Genomic DNA, 22,712 nt, shown 5'->3' on the forward strand with positions numbered 1-22,712 from the left:
GCCCGTACCACGTGCGTTTGCGAATGTATTGCACCGCAGCGAAACATGCGCGATGAGGGTCGGATTCGCCCATCGAGCCCGGATTCGTGCATTAAAATCGTGCATCGATATCGACGATTGATGAGGGCGGGAAATGAACGTCACGCTGCGCCAGCTTCGCGTATTCATCGAGGTCGCGCGGCTCAAGAGCTTCAGCCGTGCGGGCGACGAGATCGGGCTCACGCAATCCGCGGTCAGCCGCTGCGTGCGCGAGCTCGAGGCCGAACTCGGGCTGAAGCTGATCGACCGCACGACGCGCGACGTGCAATTGACCGATGTCGGTGCGAACCTGATCGCGAGCGTGTCGCGCCTGCTCGACGATCTCGACGACACGCTGCGCGAGATTCGCGAGATCGGCGAGCAGCGTCGCGGGCGCGTGATCGTCGCGGCGAGCCCGACGATCGCCTGCCGTCTGATGCCGCGGGTGGTCGCATCGTGCGAGCGCCAGTTCCCGTTCGTGACGCTGGGCCTGCGCGACGACGTGCAAAGCGACGTCCTGCGCAAGGTGAAGTCGAGCGAAGTCGACTTCGGCGTCGTGATCGGTCCGCTGACGGTCGCCGATCTCGTGTGCGAACCGTTGATGACCGATTCGTTCTGCCTCGTCGCGCGGGCCGATCATCCGCTCGCGGCACGGGCCGAGGTGCCGTGGACGGCGCTGGACGGCGAGCGCCTCGTGCTGCTCGACCATGCGTCGGGCAGCCGGCCGCTGATCGACGCCGCGCTGGCCGCCCATCACGTCAATGCGACGGTCATGCAGGAGCTCGGGCATTCGGCGACGGTGTTCGGGCTGGTCGAGGCGGGCGTCGGCGTGAGCGTGCAGCCGTGGCTGTCGCTGCCGCTGCCGGCCGGCTCCACACTGGTCGCGCGGCCGCTCACGCCGCGCACCGAGCGGACGGTCGAGCTGGTGCGCCGCCGCGACCGGTCGCTGTCGCCCGCGGCCCAGGCGATCTGGGAACTCGTGCGGCAGATGCCGGCGCGGGCAGAGGATCTCGACTGACGCGCGCCGACTTGCACCGGCCGGGTGTGCGGGCCGGTACACTACGCGGATCGTGTTCCTCGGCGGTGGTTCTCGATGGTGCATTCCGATGATTTCCTTGCGGTGACCGGCGAGCCGGCGGCACGCGCCGCGGTGCAGGCGCTGCGTCCGTCGCTGATCCGGGAAGTGGCGAACGCCGGCTTCGGCGTGCCGGACATGCTGCCGTTCTGGTTCGGCGAATCCGATCGCGTGACGCCGGATTTCATCCGCGACGCCGCGGCGGCCGCGTTGCGCGACGGTGCGACCTTCTACACGCACAACCTCGGTACCGCGCCGTTGCGCGCGGCGATCGCGGCCTACGTCGGCGCGCGCCACGGCGCGACGGCGGCCGACACGGTGGCCGTGACGAGTTCCGGCGTGAGCGCGCTGATGCTGGCCGCGCAGATGCTGGTCGGTCCCGGGGACCGTGTCGTCGCGGTCACGCCGCTATGGCCGAACCTCGTCGAAATTCCGAAGATTCTCGGCGCGCAGGTCGAATGCGTGCCGCTCGGGTATGGCGACGCGGGCTGGCGGCTGGATGTCGGGCGGCTGCTGGCCGCGCTGACGCCCGAGACGCGAATGTTGCTGATCAATTCGCCGAACAACCCGACCGGCTGGACGATGTCGCGTGACGACCAGCAGGCCGTGCTCGCCCATTGTCGCCGGCACGGCATCTGGCTGGTCGCCGATGAAGTGTACGAACGGCTCGCGTTCGATGCGGGCGGCGCGCCGTCGTTTCTCGATATCGCCACGCGCAACGAACGGGTCGTCGTCGTGAATTCGTTCTCGAAGGCGTGGGCGATGACGGGCTGGCGGCTCGGATGGCTTGTCGCGCCGGCGTCGGTGATGGGCGACCTGTCGAAGCTCGTCGAATACAACACGTCGTGCGCGCCGGGCTTCGTCCAGGCCGCGGGCGAGGTTGCGCTGCGCGACGGCGAGCCGTTCGTGCGGTCGTTCGTCGCGTCACTGCGCGACGCGCGCGATCACCTGGTCGCCGCGCTGCGGACGTTGCCGGACGTCGAGGTGCCGCCGCCGCCGGGTGCGATGTACCTGTTCCTGCGGCTGCCCGGCGCGGCCGACAGTCTCGCGTTCTGCAAGACGCTGGTGCGCGAGGCGGGCATCGGCCTGGCGCCCGGGCGGGCGTTCGGCCCGGAGGGCGAGGGCTTCGTACGGTGGTGCTATGCATGCGATCCGGCCCGGCTCGACGCGGGCGTCGAGCGGCTGCGCCGGTTCCTCGCGCACGGTTCGGCGGCCCGCTGAAGCAGGGCCGGAGCGCGCGCGCCGTACTGGCGGCGGCCCGCTCGGCTCATCTTTACGCACCGGGCAATTTTGCGTAATATGGCGCTCAGTCACGCGGTTCCGTCGTTGAGCCGTGCTGTTCCGTCCGGTTTGGGCCTGGCCTGAAGTTGGTTCGCCGCCCCCGGTTCGTGCTCCCATCAATATGACCGATCAGAATCGGGCGAGCGCGTCTTCCGTTCCTTTCGTCTGTTTGTTGATCCGGTTCGTTTGACCACAGGGTCTGGCCTAGCTGCATGAATACCCAAGAGGCGAAGATCGTCCTCGAGACTGCTTTGATCTGCGCGCAGGAACCGCTGAAGCTCGGCGATTTGCGCAAGCTCTTTGCCGACGGCGTGTCGGCTGACACGGTCCGCACGTTGCTCGAAGATCTGAAACAGGATTGGTCCGGCCGCGGCGTCGAGCTGGTGGCGCTGGCGACCGGATGGCGCTTTCAGAGCAAGCCGGCGATGCGTCATTATCTGGATCGCCTGCATCCCGAGAAGCCGCCGAAGTATTCGCGCGCGGTGCTCGAAACGCTCGCGATCATCGCGTACCGGCAACCCGTCACGCGCGGCGACATCGAAGAGATTCGCGGCGTGACGGTCAACACGCAGGTGGTCAAGCAACTCGAGGATCGCGGCTGGATCGAGGTGATCGGCCATCGTGACGTGCCGGGACGCCCGGCGCTGTACGCGACGACCAAGCAGTTTCTCGACGATCTCGGCCTGAAGGCGCTCGACGATCTGCCGGCGCTCGAAGAGCCGGCCGCGAACATCGAGGCCGCGCTGCTCGCGCAGCAGGCGATGGATTTCGACGGGGATGTGCCGGTCGCCGACGACGCGGCGGACGATCCGTCGCAGGCGCTGGCGGATGAAACATCGGTCGAATTGCCGGACGATGCCGCGACTGCGGCCGACGGCGCGTCGACGCAGGAAATTCCGGGTCGCGATACGCTCGAGGCTGATCGCGGGCACACGGAACAAACGGAACAGGTGGGCGCCCAAGCAGTGCCGACCGGTGTGCAGTCCGGGCCGCCGCGTGCGGATCGGGGTGAGGAAGATCGCAAGCCGGCCGCCGAAGCGGCTGCCGGAGACGGAGCGGAAGCGGCCGGCGTCACGCCCGGCGAGGCTGACCAGGCCAACGCGTCCCGTTCCCGTTCCGCGGACGACGAGATGCTGGACGACACGTCCGACAGTCTCGCGGATGCCGTACGAAGCGCCAGCGCGCCCATCGGCGCCGACGCGTTGCCGGACGACGAAGCAGAACCCGAACAGCGTCGCGCCTGATCGCGGCCAACATCTTGCCGCGCCCGCGCCGGGCGCGAGACCTGACATTTTGAGGTTGTTTTGACTGATATCCACGATATTGAATCGTCCGCGCCTGCCGTGCAGGCGGCGCGCGCCGACGATGCGCCGGAGCAGGATGCTTCGGCCGGTGGCGACGAGCGTCCCCGCCGCGGTTTGCGGCGCGGCCCGCGCAGCCTGATCGCGCGGCGTCGCGCGGCAGCCAAGTCGAAGGGCGCCGAAGGCGAGCAGCCGGGCGGCGAAGGCGCGGATGCGCAGCCGGCCGAGACGGCCGAAGCGCAGCCGGCGCGTGCGCCGCGCAACAAGGACGGTGCGGCCAAGGGGGGGCGCAAGCCGGCCGGCAAACGCGAAGGCGCGGCCAAGGCTGGCCAGGGCGGTCAGGGCCGGCGCGGTGCGCCGAAGGCTGAGGGCGGCCCGGTGAAGGCGGAGGGCGATGCGTCCCAGGACGAGCTGTTCGCCTACGTGACGTCGCCCGCATTCGACGCGGACAACTCCGCGGGCGGCAGCGGCGTGCGTGCGCCGATGCTGCGCCGCGGCCGGAACCAGCCGGCGAACAAGCGCGTGCTGTCGCCGGACGACGACGCGCCGAAGCTTCACAAGGTGCTGGCGGAGGCGGGCATGGGCTCGCGCCGCGAAATGGAAGAATTGATCGTCGCCGGCCGCGTGTCGGTGAACGGCGAGCCCGCGCACATCGGGCAGCGCATCATGCCGACCGACCAGGTGCGGATCAACGGCAAGCCGGTCAAGCGCAAGCTGCCGAACAAGCCGCCGCGCGTGCTGCTGTACCACAAGCCGACGGGCGAGATCGTCAGCCACGCGGATCCGGAAGGCCGTCCGTCGGTGTTCGATCGCCTGCCGCCGATGAAGACGGCGAAATGGCTTGCGGTGGGTCGCCTCGACTTCAATACCGAAGGTCTGCTGATGCTGACGACTTCGGGCGATCTCGCGAACCGCTTCATGCACCCGCGCTACAGCGTCGAGCGCGAGTATGCGGTGCGCGTCGTCGGCGAGCTGGCCGAAGGGATGCGGCAGAAGCTGCTGCACGGCGTCGAGCTCGATGACGGTCCGGCGAATTTCCTGCGTATCCGCGACGGCGGCGGCGAAGGGACGAACCACTGGTATCACGTCGCGCTGGCCGAAGGCCGCAACCGCGAAGTGCGCCGGATGTTCGAGGCCGTCGGCCTGATGGTGAGCCGCCTGATCCGTACGCGTCACGGCCCGATCCCGCTGCCGCGCGGCCTGAAGCGCGGTCGTTGGGAAGAGCTCGACGACGCGCAGGTGCGCAAGCTGATGGCGACGGTCGGCCTGAAGGCGCCGACCGAGGAGAAGGGCAAGCGCGGCGGGGCTGGCCAGGCCGAACGCCGTCAGCCCGATCCGATGGAGACGTCGATGGGTTTCATCAGCCGTGAGCCGGTGCTGACGACGCATGGGCAACTCGACCAGCCGCGCCGCGGTGGCGGCAGGCGCGGCGTGCCGGGGCTACCCGGCCTGAGCGGCTACGGCAGTCTGCCGGTTTCGCCGTCGGGCTACGGTAATCGTACCGGCGGTGGCCGTGACGGCAACCGTGGTGGCATGGGCGGTCGCGACGGCAACCGAGCCGGCGGCCGCGATGTCGACGGCAATCGCGCGTCGTACGGCGCGGGCCCCAAGCGCGAAGGCGCGGGCGGCAAGCGCGGCGGCGGCAAGGGCGGCGGTAATCGCAATCCGAACGGCAATCGGGCGGATGGCGCCGGCAACGGCGGTGGTCAGCGCGGCGGCCAGCGTCCGCAGCGCAGCCGTACGCGCAGCCGCTGAACGCATGTCGGCGCGCGGCGGCGCACAGCCGCCGGCGTGCCGGCCCGATCGGCATTCCGCCGATTTTGCCGGCACCGCGCATTGCGCCGATCGCTTTCGACCATAGATATGTCGCGTGCCGCTGCCTCGCAGTCGGCAACCGGTCGCCGGTCTGACAGGATCGTGCCGGCGGATCGGGTAACCCGATTTCGCATTTTTGGTCCGTAAAAGCGCGCGACGCGCTGCTTTTACCGGCTGGCTTGGCGTTTGCGCCAAAAATCGCTATAATCGCGGAGTCGCTGGGCGTACGGATTCAATGTGCGGCTCAGGTGCGACCACCAGTAAGAAAGATGGGCGTTCCGCCCATTTTTTTTTGCTGAAACGGTTAGGCATCTCGGGTAGCGCTTCCTGCGCCGGCTAAGGCGCGCGCCCGCGGGTGAATCGCGAGCGGCGGGCGCGAACACCTGAGAGGACACTGTGCAACTGACGGAACTGATAGAAACCACGGTCACCGGGCTCGGCTACGAGCTGGTGGATCTCGAGCGCACCGGGCGCGGCATGCTTTGCATCTATATCGATCAGCCTGCCGGCATCTCGCTCGAAGATTGCGAAAAGGTCACGCGTCAGCTCCAGCACGTCTTGACGGTCGAAAACATCGATTACGAACGGCTCGAAGTCTCGTCCCCGGGGCTCGACCGCCCGTTGAAGAAGCTGGCCGACTTCGAGCGCTTCGCCGGCAGCGAAGTTTCCGTGACCTTGAAAAAGCCGCTGGACGGGCGCAAGACGTACCGGGGCATTCTGCACGCGCCGAATGGCGAAACGATCGGTTTGGAATTTGAGGGGAAGAAGGGCGAGGCAGCCATGCTGGATTTCACGCTGGCCGATATCGACAAAGCCCGCCTGATTCCGCAAGTTGACTTTAGGAGCCGCAAATAATGAGTCGCGAAGTGTTGATGCTGGTGGATGCGCTGGCGCGCGAGAAAAACGTCGACAAGGATGTGGTGCTGGGCGCCCTCGAGGCCGCGCTCGCTTCCGCTTCCAAGAAGCTGTTCGACGAAGGCGCCGAAATCCGCGTCCATATCGATCGCGAAAGCGGCGAGCACGAAACCTTCCGTCGCTGGCTCGTCGTGCCCGACGAGGCAGGCTTGCAGGAGCCGGATCGCGAGATCCTGCTGTTCGAGGCACGTGAGCAGAATCCCGACGTCGAAGTCGGCGAATATGTCGAGGAACCCGTTCCGTCGATCGAGTTCGGTCGTATCGGCGCGCAGGCCGCGAAGCAGGTGATCCTGCAGAAGGTGCGCGACGCGGAGCGCGAGCAGATCCTGAACGACTACCTCGAGCGGGGCGAAAAGATCATGACGGGTACGGTGAAGCGCCTCGACAAGGGCAACTTCATCGTCGAATCGGGCCGTGTCGAGGCGCTGCTGCGCCGCGATCAGCTGATCCCGAAGGAAAACCTGCGCGTGGGCGACCGCGTGCGTGCGTACATCGCGAAGGTCGACCGCACCGCGCGCGGCCCGCAGATCGAGCTGTCGCGTACGGCGCCCGAGTTCCTGATGAAGCTGTTCGAGATGGAAGTGCCGGAAATCGAGCAGGGCCTGCTCGAGATCAAGGCGGCTGCCCGCGACCCGGGCGTGCGCGCGAAGATCGGCGTGATCGCCTACGACAAGCGGATCGATCCGATCGGCACCTGCGTCGGCATCCGCGGCTCGCGCGTGCAGGCCGTGCGCAACGAGCTCGGTGGCGAAAACATCGACATCGTGCTATGGTCGGAGGATCCCGCCCAGTTCGTGATCGGCGCGCTCGCGCCGGCAGCTGTCCAGTCGATCGTCGTCGATGAAGAAAAGCATTCGATGGACGTCGTCGTCGACGAGAACGAACTGGCTGTCGCGATCGGCCGCAGCGGTCAGAACGTTCGCCTCGCCGGTGAACTGACCGGCTGGCAGATCAACATCATGACGCCGGACGAATCCGCCCTGAAGCAGGGTGAAGAGCGCGACCGGCTGCGTGCACTGTTCATGGCGCGTCTCGATGTCGACGAGGAAGTTGCCGACATCCTGATCGACGAAGGCTTCACGAGCCTCGAAGAGATCGCCTACGTGCCGCTCAACGAAATGCTCGAGATCGAAGCGTTCGACGAGGACACCGTGCACGAGCTGCGCAACCGCGCACGCGATGCGCTGCTGACGATGGCCATCGCGAACGAAGAAAAGGTCGAGAACGCAGCGCTGGATCTCAAGAGCCTCGACGGCATCACGCCGGAGTTGCTCGCGAAGCTGGCCGAACACGGTGTGCAGACGCGGGACGATCTCGCCGAGCTTGCAGTGGATGAACTGGTCGACCTGACCGGAATGGAAGAGGATGCCGCTAAGGCGTTGATCATGAAAGCACGTGAACATTGGTTCCAGTGAGAAATGACCATGGCGCACTGATTTGATGGCGGCCGTATGGCCTGACCCGATGCTAACCGCAAGGAATCGGTCCTTGCACTAAGAGGAATGAATGGCGAGTAACAACGTAGCCCAATTTGCCGCGGAACTGAAAATGCCTGCTGGTGTGCTGCTCGAACAGCTGCAGGCAGCGGGCGTCCAGAAAGCGAGTGAAGACGATGCGCTGTCCGAAGCGGACAAGGCGCGTCTGCTCGATCATTTGCGCAAGTCGCACGGCGCAACCGACGGCGACAAGCGCAAGATCACGCTGACCCGCAAGCATACGTCGGAGATCAAGCAATCTGACGCGACGGGCAAGGCTCGCACCATTCAGGTCGAGGTCCGCAAGAAGCGCACGTTCGTCAAGCGCGACGACGTGAACGAGGGTGCGGAACAGGGTCAGGCGCAGGTCGCCGAAGCGGACGACGATGCGGAACTGAAGCGTCGCGAGGAAGAAGCGCGCCGCGAGGCCGAGCTGCTCGAGAAGCAGGCGCAGGAACTGCGCGAGCGCCAGGAACGCCTGGAGCGTGAAGAGGCGGAACGCCGCGCCCGCGAGGAAGCGGCTGAAGCCGAGCGCCGTCGCGCCGAGGAAGAAGCTGCGGCGAAGCGTGCCGCGGCCGAAGCCGCTGCGGCGCAGCAGCAGGTGGCAGCGCAGCAGGCCGCCGCGGCCGAGCAGAAAACGGCCAGCGTGGAGTCCGCGCAATCCGAGCAGTCCGCGCAGGACGAAGCGCGCGCGGCCGCCGAACGTGCGGCCCAGCGCGAAGCGGCCAAGAAGGCCGAGGACGCAGCCCGCGAGGCGGCGGACAAGGCGCGCGCCGAGCAGGAAGAGATCAGCAAGCGTCGCGCGGCGGCAGAAGCCGAGGCACGCGCGATCCGCGAAATGATGAACACGCCGCGCAAGGCCGTGGTCAAGGCAGTCGAGCCGCCGAAGCCGGTCGAGCCGCCGAAGCCGGCCGAAGCGAAGGGCACGCTGCACAAGCCGGCGAAGCCGGAAGGTGCGCAGGCACGTCCGGCCGTGAAGAAGCCGGCCGGTGCCGCGGCCCCGGCCACGACGCAGGCGCCGGCAGGCGCGGGCGACCGCAACAAGAAGCCGGGCGCAGGCAAGGGCGGCTGGCAGGACGACGCGGCGAAGCGTCGCGGCATCAAGACGCGCGGCGATTCGAGCGGCGGCGTCGACCGCGGCTGGCGCGGCGGCCCGAAGGGGCGCGGCCGTCACCAGGACAGCGCATCGTCGTTCCAGGCGCCGACCGAACCGATCGTTCGCGAAGTGCACGTGCCGGAGACCGTGTCGGTTGCCGATCTCGCGCACAAGATGTCGATCAAGGCCTCCGAAGTCATCAAGGTGATGATGAAGATGGGCCAGATGGTCACGATCAACCAGGTGCTGGACCAGGAAACGGCGATGATCATCGTCGAGGAACTGGGCCACCGCGCGGTTGCCGCGAAGCTGGACGATCCGGAAGCGCTGCTGGTCGAAGGCGAAACCGGTACCGATGCGGAGCAACTGCCGCGTCCGCCGGTCGTCACGGTCATGGGTCACGTCGACCACGGCAAGACCTCGCTGCTCGACCACATTCGCCGCGCGAAGGTTGCCGCTGGCGAAGCGGGCGGCATTACGCAGCACATCGGCGCGTATCACGTCGATACGCCGCGCGGCGTCATCACGTTCCTCGATACGCCGGGTCACGAAGCGTTCACGGCAATGCGTGCACGCGGCGCGAAGGCGACCGACATCGTGGTGCTGGTGGTGGCGGCCGACGACGGCGTGATGCCGCAGACGAAGGAAGCAATCGCCCACGCGAAGGCGGGTGGCGTGCCGATCGTCGTCGCGATCAACAAGATCGACAAGCCGGAAGCGAACCCCGATCGCGTCAAGCAGGAACTGGTCGCGGAAGGCGTCGTGCCGGAAGAGTACGGTGGCGATTCGCCGTTCGTGCCGGTGTCGGCCAAGACGGGCGCGGGCATCGACGATCTGCTCGAGAACGTGCTGCTGCAGGCCGAAGTGCTGGAACTGAAGGCACCGGTCGAAGCACCGGCCAAGGGCATCGTGATCGAAGCGAAGCTCGACAAGGGTAAAGGCCCGGTCGCGACGATCCTCGTGCAGTCCGGTACCCTGAACCGCGGCGACATCGTGCTGGCCGGTACGGCTTACGGCCGGGTTCGCGCGATGCTCGACGAGAACGGCAAGCCGACGAAGGAAGCCGGTCCGTCGATCCCGGTCGAAATCCAGGGTCTGTCGGAAGTGCCGGGCGCGGGCGAGGAAGTGATCGTGCTGCCGGACGAGCGCAAGGCGCGTGAAATCGCGCTGTTCCGTCAGGGCAAGTTCCGCGACGTGAAGCTTGCGAAGCAGCAGGCCGCGAAGCTGGAAAGCATGCTCGAGCAGATGGGCGAAGGCGAAGTGCAGAACCTGCCGCTCATCATCAAGGCAGACGTGCAGGGTTCGCAGGAAGCGCTCGTGCAGTCGCTGCTCAAGCTGTCGACCGACGAAGTGCGCGTGCAGATCGTGCACAGCGCGGTGGGCGGCATCAGCGAAAACGACGTCAACCTCGCGACGGCATCGAAGGCGGTCATCATCGGCTTCAACACGCGTGCGGATGCACAAGCGCGCAAGCTGGCCGAGGCGAACGGCATCGACATCCGCTACTACAACATCATCTACGACGCAGTGGATGAGGTGAAGGCGGCGATGTCGGGCATGCTGGCACCGGAGAAGCGCGAAGTCATCACCGGCATGGTCGAGGTCCGTCAGGTCTTCAAGGTGCCGAAGGTCGGTACGGTTGCCGGCTGTATGGTCACGGACGGTATCGTCAAGCGCTCGTCGTCGGTACGCGTGCTGCGCAACAACGTCGTGATCTTCACGGGCGAACTCGAATCGCTGAAGCGCTTCAAGGACGACGTGAAGGAAGTGAAGCAAGGCTTCGAGTGCGGTATGTCGGTGAAGAACTTCAACGACGTCATCGAAGGCGACCAGTTCGAAGTCTTCGAAGTGACCGAAGTCGCGCGTACGCTGTAATCGTCGCGCATCGGCTCATGGGCGGGGCAGGCTTGGGCCTGTCCCGCCCATTTTCATGGTGGCGTGCCGACAAGGGCCGCCACTTCATCCTGAAAAACGGATCACGGATCGATCATGTCCAGGAAACGCACTTCCCCCAATCGCAACGTTCAGATCGCCGACCAGATTCAGCGCGACCTGTCCGAACTCATCATGCGCGAGGTCAAAGACCCGCGTATCGGCATCGTGACCATCCAGAGCGTGGAGCTCACGCCGGACTACGCGCACGCGAAGGTCTACTTCACCGCGCTTACCGGTGACCCGGAAAAGACGCAGGAGGCGCTGAATCACGCGTCGGGTCACCTGCACAACCTGCTGTTCAAGCGCCTGCACATTCATACGGTGCCGACGCTGCATTTCCATTACGACCAGACGATCGAGAAGGCCGTCGAAATGTCGCGCCTGATCAAGGAAGCGAACTCGACGCGCGCGAAGGACGACGACGAGGCCGACGCACCCGCGAAGGACGATTGAGCTCGACCGGCCTATGACGAATGCAGCACCCCAACGTCCGCGCGTGCCCCGGCGCGTGCTGGATGGCGTCCTCCTGCTCGACAAGCCGGTCGGCCTGTCGAGCAACGATGCGCTGATTCGCGCGAAGCGCCTGCTCCTCGCGAAGAAAGCCGGCCACACCGGCACGCTCGATCCGCTGGCTTCGGGCCTGCTGCCGCTGTGTTTCGGCGAGGCGACCAAGTTTTCGCAGGACTTGCTCGAGGCCGACAAGACCTACGAAGCGACGATGCGTCTTGGCCAGCGCACGGCTACCGGCGATGCGGAAGGCGACGTGATCGACACGCGGCCGGTCGAATGCGACCGGGCGGCGGTGGAAGCCGCGCTCGTGCGCTTCACCGGCGAGATCGTGCAGGTGCCGCCGATGTATTCGGCGCTCAAGCGCGACGGCAAGCCGCTGTACGAATACGCGCGTGCGGGCCAGACCGTCGAGCGGGAAGGCCGTAACGTGACGATTCATGCGCTCGAACTGCTCGCTTGCGAGCTGCCCGACGTGACGTTTCGCGTGACCTGCAGCAAGGGCACGTATGTGCGTACGCTCGCGGAAGACATCGGCGAGGCGCTCGGTTGCGGGGCGCATCTGACGATGCTGCGTCGTACGGGCGTCGGTGCATTGACGCTCGAACATGCGGTGACGCTCGATGCGCTGTCGGATGCAGCCGAAGCGGCACGCGATGCCTGGCTCCACCCGGTCGATGCGCTGCTGTCGACGTTTCCGGCGGTTCGTCTCGACGATGCGTCCGCGAAGCGGTTCCTGCACGGCCAGCGCCTGCCGTTGTCGGAGCTCGGGCCGATCGAGGCGGCCGACGGCGAGCGCGTGCGTGTATACGACGCCACGCGGCTGCTCGGCGTGGCGCGCAAGGCGAATGGTGTACTTGCACCGGAACGGCTCGTCGTGACGGCTGCATGACGCTACGGCGCGCGTGCGCCCCAGTCGGCGTCCGAACAAGAAAAAGCCCGGTCGAAACGACCGGGCTTTTTGGTTTGGTGCGTCGGTATTCCGGCTTGGGCGCTCAGTGCGCCGCCGATGCGGCCGCCCCGGCATCGCCGCCGCCCGCGCGTTCGGGCTTCGTGATCCAGATCAGTCCGATCAGCAGCACGAAGATCGCCGCCGAAATGTAGAACAGATCGTTCACGCCGAGCTGCGCAGCCTGCTGCGTGGCCATGTTGTTGATCAGGCCGTGTGCCTGCTCGGGCGTGAGCCCGAGATTGCCCATCTGAGTGACGGCCTGGTTGAACGTCGGGTTGTACGGGTTCGCCTGCTCGACCAGTTGCGCGTGGTGGAAGTTGTTCCGATGATCCCACGCGGTCTGGAAGATCGACGTACCTATGCCGCCGCACATGATCCGCACGAAGTTCGACAGGCCGGACGCCGTGGGAATGCGGTGGCCCGGCAGGCCGGACAGCGTGATCGACACGAGCGGGATGAAGAAGCCGGCCATCGCGATCCCCTGCACGAGCGTCGGCAGTGTCAGCGACCACTCGTCGACGCCCGTCGTGTAGCGCGAACGCATCCAGAAGCACAGCGCGAACGTGAGGAATGACGCCGTCGAGATGAAGCGCGGATCGGTGCGCGGCAGATACTTCCCGGTGAGTGGCGACAACAGGATGGCGAACAACCCGACCGGCGCCATCACGAGGCCGGCGTCGGTCGCGGTGTAGCCGATTTGCGTCTGCAGCCACAGCGGCAGCAGCACGAGATTGCCGAAGTACAGGCCGTACCCGATCGACAGCGCGACCGTGCCGCCGGTGAAGTTTCTTATGCGGAACAGCGACAGGTCGACGACCGGGTGCTCGGCGGTCAGCTCCCAGATCACGAAGAACGCGAAAGCAATGACAGCCGTCAGCGCGAGCACGACGATCGTCGTCGACGCGAACCAGTCCAGATCCTTGCCCTTGTCGAGCATGATCTGCAGCGAGCCGACCCACACGACCAGCAGCGCCAGGCCCACGCCGTCGATCGGCGCACGGCGCACGGCCGACTCCCGACTCCGGTAGATCACCCACGTCGCGGCGGCGGCGGCGATGCCAACCGGGATGTTGACGTAGAAAATCCACGGCCACGAATAGTTGTCCGAGATCCAGCCGCCGAGAATGGGGCCCGCGACGGGCGCGATCAGCGTCGTCATCGCCCATAGTGCGAGCGCCATTGGCGCCTTCGCGCGCGGATAGCTCGATAGCAGGAGCGCTTGCGACAGCGGAATCATCGGGCCCGCGACGGCACCCTGGAGCACGCGCGACGCGAGCAGGAATGGCAGGCTCGGCGCCAGCCCGCACATCCACGACGAGATGACGAACAGGATGATCGACACGAGGAACAGGCGGACTTGCCCGAAACGGTCGGTCAGCCAGCCGGTCAGCGGCACCGAGATTGCGTTCGCGACCGCGAACGACGTGATGACCCACGTGCCCTGGTCGGACGACACGCCGAGGTCGCCCGAGATGGTCGGGATCGCGACGTTCGCGATGGACGTGTCGAGCACGTTCATGAACACCGCGAGCGATACCGCGATCGTCCCGAGCAGGAGTTGTCCGCCTTGCAGGGGCGGATGGGAGACAGGAGCCTGTGCCATGTGGGTTGTCTTTCCGGAGTCGGAACGGTTACATCATTTTCGCGGCGCTGCCTGACTTCGCCGCGACGGGCGCCGACGCGCTGCCGCCTGCGTTCTCGGCGATGATGCGTGCGATTTCGGCATCGGCTTCGTCGCCGTACTTCGCGAACACGTTGGTCTCGTAGACGGTGTTCGGCGCGTTGACGAGCTGGTCGCCGCGTTCGTCCTTGATGTCCACGTCGACCTGCATCGACAGGCCGATGCGCAGCGGATGCTTGTCGAGATCCTTCGGGTCGAGTTCGATCCGCACCGGCAGGCGCTGGACGACCTTGATCCAGTTGCCGGTCGCGTTCTGCGCCGGCAGCAGCGAGAACGCCGAGCCCGTACCGGCCGAGAAGCCGACGACCTTGCCGTGGTAGGTGACCGACGAGCCGTAGATGTCGGCCGTCATCTCGACCGGCTGGCCGATCCGCATGTGCTTCAGCTGGACTTCCTTGAAGTTCGCGTCGACCCACACGGCGTTCAGCGGCACCACCGACATCAGCGGCGTGCCCGGCGACACGCGCTGGCCGACCTGCACCGAGCGCTTCGCGACGTAGCCGGTGACCGGCGCCGGCAGCACGTTACGCGCGTTCGCGAGGTAGGCGTCGCGAACCTTCGCGGCGGCGGCCATCACGTTCGGGTGCGAGGCGATCGTCGTGTTCGCGGTCAGCGCGCGATTCGATGCGAGCTGCTGCTGCGCGGCGTCGACCGACGCCTGCGCGGCCTTCACCGCGTCGCGTGCGTGCGAGATTTCTTCCTGCGACACGGCGCCCGTCTGTGCGACGGCCAGGCGGCGACGCAGGTCGTCCTGGGCCTTCGACAGGTCGGACTGGCGCAGCGCGACTTGCGCGCGGTACTGGTCGTCGTTGACGAACAGGCCGCGCACCTGGCGCACCGTCTGCGCAAGGTTCGCTTCCGCCTGCTGCAGCGCGACCTGCGAATCGGCCGGGTCGAGCACGACCAGCGGGTCGCCGGACTTGACCGTCTGCGTATCGTCCGCCTTCACGGCGATCACGGTGCCGGTGACCTGCGGCGTGATCTGCACGACGTTGCCGTTCACGTACGCATCGTCGGTGCCTTCATGGAAGCGGGCGACGAGGAAGTAGTACAGGCCGTATGCGATGGCCGCGATCACGATGACCGCGACGAGCAGCGTCATCATTCGTTTGCGCTTGCCGTTGTTCTGCGGCTGCGCGCTGGCGGCGTTTTGTTGGTCGCTCATGGCGATTTTCTCCGTCCGTTATTTCGAGTGTCTGCGTAGTGGTGGCGCCGGCTCAGTTGGCGGCCTGTTTGTTCGGCGTGGCGGCGTCGGGCGCGGCGAGCGGTGTGCCGGTTGCGTCGAATCCGCCGCCCAGTGCCTTGATCAGCGCGAGCTGCATGTCGCGGCGACGCATCTTCAGGTTGGTCACCGTCTGCTCCGACGCGAGGCGGTTGCTGTCCGCCGTCAGCACCTGCAGTTGCGGCGACAGGCCGGCCTTGTAGCGGATGACCGCGAGATCGTACGCGCGCGTCGATGCGTCGAGCGCGCGTTGGGCGTCGCCCATCTGGCGATCGACCGCGCGGATCGACGCGACCTGCGTCGCGACGTCGTTCAGCGCGCTGATCAGCGTCTGGTTGTAGTTCGCGACTGACAGGTCGAAGTCGGCGTAGCGGCCCTTGAGCTGGGCGCGCAGCGCGCCGGCATCGAAGATCGGCAGGTGGATCGCCGGGCCGAACTGCGCCTGGCGGCTCGCGAAGTTCAGGAATTTGCCCCAGCCGAACGCATCGAAGCCGAAACCGGCCGCGAGGTTCACGTCGGGGTAGAACTCGGCCTTCGCTTCCTTCACGTCGTGCATCGCGGCTTCGACCTGCCAGCGCGCGGCGACGATGTCGGGGCGGCGCGACACGAGATCGGCCGGCAGGTTGCCGGGCAGCGTGACGTCGCCGGTCGGGTTCATCACCGGCGCGGCGATCTGCAGCCCGCGATCCGGACCCTTGCCGAGCAGCGCGGCGAGCTGGTAGCGCACCGTCGTGATCTGGCCGTCGAGGTCCGACAGCGAAGCCTGCGTGGTCGCGATGTTGCCGCGCGCCGTCTGGCGTTCGACGTTGGTGTCGAGGCCGGCCGAGACGCGGCCGTCGGTGATCTTGCCCACCGTCTCGCGGTTGGTGATCTCGCGCTGCGCGATGTCGCGCAGCGCATAGAGCTGCGCGAGCGAGTTGTAGGTGCGCGCGACCGACGACGCGAGCGTGATGCGCGCCTGCTGCATGTCGGCTTCGGCGGCCTTTTCCTGCGACACGGCCGTGTGCAGGCGTTCGCGGTTCTTGCCCCACAGGTCGAGTTCCCACGACGCGCTCGCGAGCGCATTGTTCTCGCTGTACCACTGGCCGCCGTACGGGGGCGGGAACAGCGCGTTCGACGAGTACAGCTCGCGCGTCCACGAATAGCTGGCTTCGGCCTTCGGCATCAGGTTCGATCGCGACGATTCGATGTACGACGATGCCTTCGCGATGCGCGCCTGCGCCTGGGCGATCGACGGATTGCCTTGCAGCGCTTCGTCGATCAGCTTCGGCAGTTGCGGATCGCCGAACTGGCTGGCCCAGTCGAGCGCCGGCCACTGGCCGCCCTGGGCCGGGAGGCTCTGCGCGGACTCGAATTGCGATGCGGGGGCGATCTGCTTGTCGCTCTTGATGCCGATGTAGTTTGCGCAGCCCGCCAGTGCGAATGCGGCGACCGCGGCGGCGACGGCGGCGCGGCACGACCCGCCGCGCACGGACAACGGGGAGGACTTCATCGCGCTGACCCCTGACTCGGAATGAATGATGGACACTGCAAGGATTTCCTTACAATAAACTGTCAAAAGTAATTGTTATGGCAACTATTACGTGATACTGCCGCCGGCCGTCTCGCAATAGTTGCTGAGAATGCGGCGCAGCATGCTCTTCAGGAACCCGACTTCTTCCGGTGTAAATCCGTCCAGCACCTGATCGAGCACGCTGCGGAAAATGGGCGGCAGCTGTTCGGCAAGTGCGCGGCCTTCATCGGTCAGTTCGAGGCGGACGACGCGCCGGTCCTCGATGCTGCGCACGCGGGACAGCAGGCCGTGTTTCTCGACCCGGTCGAGCAGGCGCGTGACCGCGCTCGCATCGATCCCGTATTCGCGCGCGAGCTCGGCGGCCGTCGAACACCTGCCGACCGCGATCATGAACAGCATGCTCGCCTGCGTGCCCGTGATGCCGAGCTCTTCCTGCGTGCGTTGCGTGACGAGGTTGGTCATCACCGACTTCACGCGCGACATCAGATAACCGACGCTGTCGTTCATCTGATACGAGGACAGCGACGAGACGGGTGGTTGGGTAGAGGAATCCGGCATAAAACCCTGAAGCTGCAATAGTTGACTAGGCAGCAGTATAGGCACAATTGCTTGCCGCGGCAAATGTTAATCGAACGGCAAAGGGCGCGCTGCGCGGTGCGAAAATCCCTCTCGGGGACAAGGTTTTGCGGTGTGCCGGGCGACGGCGCATTCGATCGCTTCGCCGGTTCACGAGCAGGGCTGGCGGGCCCGGTTTTGTCGCGTCGCGACGTGTCCGTCAGCTCTCGACATTCTCGCGTGCTATAATGTTAGGCTTTCCAAGCTGCAACAGCGCGCGCCCGTGAAAACGAGCGGGCGCGTTTGCGCGTTCAAACGATTTCCAGGTTTCTATGACCCGCGCCCTTCGCAATATCGCCATCATCGCTCACGTCGACCACGGCAAGACGACGCTCGTCGACCAACTGCTTCGCCAGTCCGGCACCTTCCGCGACAACCAGCAAGTCGCCGAGCGTGTGATGGACTCGAACGACATCGAAAAGGAGCGCGGGATCACGATTCTCGCGAAGAACTGCGCGGTCGAATACGAAGGCACGCACGTCAACATCGTCGACACCCCGGGCCACGCGGACTTCGGTGGTGAAGTCGAGCGCGTGCTGTCGATGGTCGACTCGGTGCTGCTGCTGGTCGACGCGGTCGAAGGCCCGATGCCGCAGACCCGCTTCGTCACGAAGAAGGCGCTGGCGCTCGGCCTGAAGCCGATCGTCGTCGTCAACAAGATCGACCGCCCGGGCGCGCGCATCGACTGGGTGATCAACCAGACCTTCGACCTGTTCGACAAGCTCGGCGCGACCGAGGAGCAGCTCGACTTCCCGATCGTCTACGCGTCGGGCCTGAACGGCTACGCGTCGCTCGACCCGGCCGCGCGCGAAGGCGACATGCGCCCGCTGTTCGAGGCGATCCTTGAGCACGTGCCGGTTCGCCCGGCCGATCCGGAAGCGCCGCTGCAGCTCCAGATCACGTCGCTCGACTATTCGACGTACGTCGGCCGGATCGGCGTCGGCCGCATCACGCGCGGCCGCATCAAGCCGGGTCAGCCGGTCGTGATGCGCTTCGGCCCGGAAGGCGACGTGCTGAACCGCAAGATCAACCAGGTGCTGTCGTTCAAGGGCCTTGAGCGCGTGCAGGTCGAATCGGCCGAAGCGGGCGACATCGTGCTGATCAACGGTATTGAAGACGTCGGCATCGGCGCGACGATCTGCGCGGTCGACACGCCGGAAGCGTTGCCGATGATCACCGTCGACGAACCGACGCTGACGATGAACTTCCTCGTCAACTCGTCGCCGCTCGCGGGCCGCGAAGGCAAATTCGTGACGAGCCGCCAGATCCGCGACCGCCTGATGAAGGAACTGAACCACAACGTCGCGTTGCGCGTGAAGGACACGGGCGACGAAACGGTGTTCGAAGTGTCGGGCCGCGGCGAGCTGCATCTGACCATTCTCGTCGAGAACATGCGCCGCGAAGGCTACGAGCTGGCCGTGTCGCGTCCGCGCGTCGTGATGCAGGAAATCGACGGCGTGCGTCACGAGCCGTACGAGCTGCTGACGGTCGACGTCGAGGACGAACACCAGGGCGGCGTGATGGAAGAACTCGGCCGCCGCAAGGGCGAAATGCTCGACATGGCGTCCGACGGCCGCGGCCGCACGCGTCTGGAATACAAGATCTCGGCACGTGGCCTGATCGGCTTCCAGAGCGAATTCCTGACGCTCACGCGCGGCACGGGCCTGATGAGCCACATCTTCGATTCGTACGCACCGGTCAAGGACGGCTCGGTCTTCGAGCGCCGCAACGGCGTGCTGATCTCGCAGGACGACGGCGCGGCCGTGGCCTACGCACTGTGGAAGCTGCAGGATCGCGGCCGCATGTTCGTGAAGCCGGGCGACGCGCTGTATGAGGGCATGATCATCGGCATCCACAGCCGCGACAACGACCTCGTCGTGAACCCGATCAAGGGCAAGCAGCTGACCAACGTGCGTGCGTCGGGTACCGACGAAGCCGTGCGTCTCGTGCCGCCGGTCCAGATGTCGCTCGAGTACGCGGTCGAATTCATCGACGACGACGAACTCGTGGAAGTGACGCCGCAGTCGATCCGCCTGCGCAAGCGCTTCCTGAAGGAGCACGAGCGTCGCCGCGCGAGCCGCGAAGGCGCGGTCGACTAAGCGTTCGACCGTTCGCTGCATCACGAAAAAGGCTGCCCGCGGGCAGCCTTTTTCGCATCTGCGCGACGCGCAACCGGATTACCTGCAAAACACTGTTCCCGCGGGTCGTGGCAATCCGGCAAAACCCCGTCGCGCGGTGCTTTCGGGCACATTTCGCCGTGAACTCCGGTATCGGTTCTGTGATATGCTGCGCGCACGCAAGTTTTAGGTCCTTCCAAGCAAGACTTGATTCGCAATCCGCTAAACGGTCAGGCCGTGTCGCGGAAGGTTGAGTAACCCGCTATTTCTCGAGAAGCTCGAAGAAAGGTGAGCGTAAAATGTCAGATGTAATGAAGCAGTTTCAGCTGAACTCCTATCTGTTCGGCGGCAATGCTTCGTACGTTGAAGAACTGTACGATGCATATCTCAACAATCCGGCGTCGGTGCCGGAGAACTGGCGAGAGTATTTCGACGCGCTGCAGAACGTGCCTGCAACGGACGGCTCGAATGCCAATGACGTCGCTCACTTCCCGATCGTCGAATCGTTCGCCGAGCGCGCGAAGGCCAATGCCTTTATCCCGCGCGAAAGCAGCACCAACCTGGCTGCCGCACGCAAGCAGGTTCACGTCCAGTCCCTCATCAGCGCGTATCGCTTCCTTGGCTCGCAATGGGCCAATCTGGATCCCCTGAAGCGCCGCGAACGTCCCGCCATTCCCGAGCTCGAACCCGCGTTCTACGACTTCTCCGAAGGCGATCTCGACCAGACGTACAGCGCAAGCAACCTGTATTTCGGTTTCGATCAGGCTTCGCTGCGCGATATCGTCAAGGGCCTGCGCGACACGTACTGCGGCACGATCGGCGCCGAATACATGTACATCAGCGATCCGGAACAGAAGCGCTGGTGGCAGGAGCGCCTGGAGTCGACCCGCGCGACGCCGAACTTCTCGATCGACGAGAAGAAGCACATCCTGAATCGCCTGACGGCCGCCGAAGGCCTCGAGCGTTACCTGCACACCAAGTACGTCGGCCAGAAGCGCTTCTCGCTCGAAGGCGGCGAAAGCTTCATCGCGGCGATGGACGAAGTCGTCCAGCACGCGGGCAAGCGCGGCGTGCAGGAAATCATCATCGGCATGGCCCACCGCGGCCGCCTGAACGTGCTGGTCAACACGCTGGGCAAGATGCCGGCCGACCTGTTCGCCGAATTCGAAGGCAAGCACGTCGACGACCTGCCTGCCGGTGACGTGAAGTACCACAAGGGCTTCTCGTCGGACGTGTCGACGGAAGGCGGCCCGGTCCACCTGTCGCTCGCGTTCAACCCGTCGCACCTCGAAATCGTGAACCCGGTGGTCGAAGGTTCCGCGAAGGCGCGGATGGACCGCCGCGGCGACGAAGACGGCCTGCAGGTGCTGCCGGTGCAGATCCACGGCGACGCGGCCTTCGCGGGCCAGGGCGTCGTGATGGAAACGCTGAACCTCGCGCAGACGCGCGGCTACGGCACGCACGGCACGCTGCACATCGTCATCAACAACCAGATCGGCTTCACGACGTCCGACCCGCGCGATGCGCGCTCGACGCTGTACTGTACCGACGTCGTCAAGATGATCGAGGCGCCGGTGCTGCACGTGAACGGCGACGATCCGGAAGCCGTGATCCTCGCGACGCAGATCGCGATCGACTACCGGATGCAGTTCCACAAGGATGTCGTGATCGACATCGTCTGCTTCCGCAAGCTGGGTCACAACGAGCAGGACACGCCGGCGGTCACGCAGCCGCTGATGTACAAGAAGATCGCGCAGCACCCGGGCACCCGTGCGCTGTACGCCGAGAAGCTCGTGCAGCAGGGCGTGATCACCGCGGAAGACGCCGACAACTACGTGAAGGCGTACCGCAAGGCGATGGACGACGGTCACCACACGGTCGACCCGGTCCTGTCGAACTACAAGAGCAAGTACGCGGTCGACTGGGTGCCGTTCCTGAACCGCAAGTGGACCGATGCTGCCGATACGGCCGTGCCGCTCGCCGAACTGAAGCGCCTCGGCGAACGCATCACGACGGTCCCGGAAAACTTCAAGGTCCACCCGCTCGTCGAGCGCGTGATCAACGACCGCCGCAACATGGCGCGTGGCGACCAGCCGCTCGACTGGGGCATGGGCGAACACCTCGCATTCGCGTCGCTCGTCGCATCGGGCTACTCGGTGCGCCTGACGGGCCAGGACTCGGGCCGCGGCACGTTCACGCACCGTCACGCGGTGCTGCACGACCAGAATCGCGAGCGCTGGAACGACGGTACGTACGTGCCGCTGCAGAACATCGCCGAAGGTCAGGCGAAGTTCACGGTGATCGACTCGGTGCTGTCGGAAGAAGCGGTGCTGGGCTTCGAATACGGTTACTCGACCGCCGAGCCGAACACGCTCGTGCTGTGGGAAGCGCAGTTCGGCGACTTCGTCAACGGCGCGCAGGTCGTGATCGACCAGTTCATCTCGTCGGGCGAAGTGAAGTGGGGCCGCGTGTCGGGCCTCACGATGCTGCTGCCGCACGGCTATGAAGGGCAAGGTCCGGAACACTCGTCGACGCGTATCGAGCGTTTCCTGCAGCTGTGTGCCGATCACAACATGCAGGTCGTTCAGCCGACGACGCCGGCGCAGATTTTCCACCTGCTGCGCCGCCAGATGATCCGCCTGTTCCGCAAGCCGCTGATCGTCGCAACGCCGAAGTCGCTGCTGCGTCACAAGGAAGCCGTGTCGGACCTGTCGGAACTGGCGAAGGGTTCGTTCCAGCCGGTGCTGGGCGAAACCGACGGCGGCATCGACGCGAAGAAGGTCAAGCGCGTGCTGGTGTGCTCGGGCCGCGTGTATTACGACCTCGTCGCACATCGCCGCGAAGCGAAGGCGAACGACGTCGCGATCATCCGTATCGAGCAGCTGTATCCGTTCGCGCACAAGCAGTTCGAAGCCGAAATGAAGAAGTACGAGAACGCGACTGAAGTGGTCTGGGTGCAGGACGAGCCGCAGAACCAGGGCCCCTGGTTCTACGTCGAGCACCATCTGAAGGAAGGCATGAAGGAAGGGCAGAAGCTGGCATACAGCGGCCGTCCGGCTTCGGCCTCGCCGGCGGTTGGCTACTACGCGAAGCACTACGAGCAGCAGAAGGCCCTGATTGAAGGTGCTTTCGGCCGCCTGAAGAGCGCATCGATCGCGAAATAACCGACGGAAGCGAAACGGGAAGGCGCGCGG

Annotated in this window: 15 protein-coding genes; 11 read left to right on the forward strand and 4 right to left on the reverse strand. The window is 65.7% G+C overall.

The window, feature by feature from the left end:
- The first annotated feature begins 133 nt into the window (after positions 1-133).
- From WJ12_RS07375 to truB, 9 genes are all read left to right on the forward strand, one after another.
- The gene (locus WJ12_RS07375) at positions 134-1,036 is read left to right on the forward strand and encodes a LysR family transcriptional regulator (protein ID WP_034190148.1); all 903 of its coding nucleotides are present in this window, start codon (positions 134-136) and stop codon (positions 1,034-1,036) included.
- 75 nt (positions 1,037-1,111) lie between these two features.
- On the forward strand, positions 1,112-2,314 hold the full coding sequence (locus tag WJ12_RS07380) for a pyridoxal phosphate-dependent aminotransferase (RefSeq protein WP_059557837.1): 1,203 nt from the start codon (positions 1,112-1,114) through the stop codon (positions 2,312-2,314).
- Between the two features lie 272 nt (positions 2,315-2,586).
- Entirely contained in the window at positions 2,587-3,618 is a 1,032-nt protein-coding gene (gene scpB, locus WJ12_RS07385; protein ID WP_059557836.1) for an SMC-Scp complex subunit ScpB, read from the forward strand.
- 60 nt (positions 3,619-3,678) lie between these two features.
- On the forward strand, positions 3,679-5,430 hold the full coding sequence (rluB, locus tag WJ12_RS07390) for a 23S rRNA pseudouridine(2605) synthase RluB (protein WP_034190145.1): 1,752 nt from the start codon (positions 3,679-3,681) through the stop codon (positions 5,428-5,430).
- Positions 5,431-5,886: 456 nt separating this feature from the next.
- Complete coding sequence (gene rimP / locus WJ12_RS07395) at positions 5,887-6,345, forward strand: ribosome maturation factor RimP (protein ID WP_011351796.1); 459 nt, start codon at positions 5,887-5,889, stop codon at positions 6,343-6,345.
- The gene (nusA, locus tag WJ12_RS07400; protein WP_034190144.1) at positions 6,345-7,820 is read left to right on the forward strand and encodes a transcription termination factor NusA; all 1,476 of its coding nucleotides are present in this window, start codon (positions 6,345-6,347) and stop codon (positions 7,818-7,820) included. The genes rimP and nusA overlap by 1 nt, the downstream gene beginning before the upstream one ends.
- A gap of 91 nt (positions 7,821-7,911) precedes the next feature.
- Positions 7,912-10,851, forward strand: a complete 2,940-nt coding sequence (infB, locus tag WJ12_RS07405) for a translation initiation factor IF-2 (protein ID WP_034190143.1) — start codon at positions 7,912-7,914, stop codon at positions 10,849-10,851.
- A gap of 114 nt (positions 10,852-10,965) precedes the next feature.
- Positions 10,966-11,364, forward strand: a complete 399-nt coding sequence (rbfA, locus tag WJ12_RS07410; RefSeq protein WP_034190142.1) for a 30S ribosome-binding factor RbfA — start codon at positions 10,966-10,968, stop codon at positions 11,362-11,364.
- A 13-nt stretch (positions 11,365-11,377) separates the two neighbouring features.
- Positions 11,378-12,310 carry a tRNA pseudouridine(55) synthase TruB gene (gene truB, locus WJ12_RS07415; protein WP_059557834.1) on the forward strand — a complete coding sequence of 311 codons (933 nt, stop codon included), beginning with the start codon at positions 11,378-11,380 and terminating at the stop codon, positions 12,308-12,310.
- 103 nt (positions 12,311-12,413) lie between these two features.
- Here the strand turns inward: truB and WJ12_RS07420 are convergent, their stop codons facing one another.
- The 4 genes from WJ12_RS07420 to WJ12_RS07435 form a co-directional block, all read right to left on the reverse strand.
- On the reverse strand, positions 12,414-13,973 hold the full coding sequence (locus WJ12_RS07420; protein WP_059557832.1) for a DHA2 family efflux MFS transporter permease subunit: 1,560 nt from the start codon (positions 13,971-13,973) through the stop codon (positions 12,414-12,416).
- Between the two features lie 28 nt (positions 13,974-14,001).
- The gene (locus WJ12_RS07425; protein ID WP_059557830.1) at positions 14,002-15,216 is read right to left on the reverse strand and encodes an HlyD/EmrA/EmrK family protein; all 1,215 of its coding nucleotides are present in this window, start codon (positions 15,214-15,216) and stop codon (positions 14,002-14,004) included.
- 52 nt (positions 15,217-15,268) lie between these two features.
- Positions 15,269-16,765: an efflux transporter outer membrane subunit gene (locus WJ12_RS07430; RefSeq protein ID WP_049028401.1), complete on the reverse strand. Its 1,497-nt coding sequence runs from the start codon at positions 16,763-16,765 to the stop codon at positions 15,269-15,271.
- Between the two features lie 87 nt (positions 16,766-16,852).
- On the reverse strand, positions 16,853-17,344 hold the full coding sequence (locus tag WJ12_RS07435) for a MarR family winged helix-turn-helix transcriptional regulator (RefSeq protein ID WP_059557828.1): 492 nt from the start codon (positions 17,342-17,344) through the stop codon (positions 16,853-16,855).
- 329 nt (positions 17,345-17,673) lie between these two features.
- Between WJ12_RS07435 and typA the strand changes: the two genes are divergently transcribed.
- Positions 17,674-19,500 (forward strand): translational GTPase TypA, encoded by a 1,827-nt coding sequence (gene typA, locus WJ12_RS07440; RefSeq protein WP_006490690.1) that lies wholly within the window; start codon positions 17,674-17,676, stop codon positions 19,498-19,500.
- Positions 19,501-19,817: 317 nt separating this feature from the next.
- Positions 19,818-22,682 carry a 2-oxoglutarate dehydrogenase E1 component gene (locus WJ12_RS07445; protein ID WP_034190136.1) on the forward strand — a complete coding sequence of 955 codons (2,865 nt, stop codon included), beginning with the start codon at positions 19,818-19,820 and terminating at the stop codon, positions 22,680-22,682.
- The last annotated feature ends 30 nt before the right edge of the window (positions 22,683-22,712 follow it).

It is taken from the genome of Burkholderia seminalis, from assembly GCF_001718535.1.
GTDB classification, from domain to species: Bacteria; Pseudomonadota; Gammaproteobacteria; order Burkholderiales; family Burkholderiaceae; genus Burkholderia; species Burkholderia seminalis.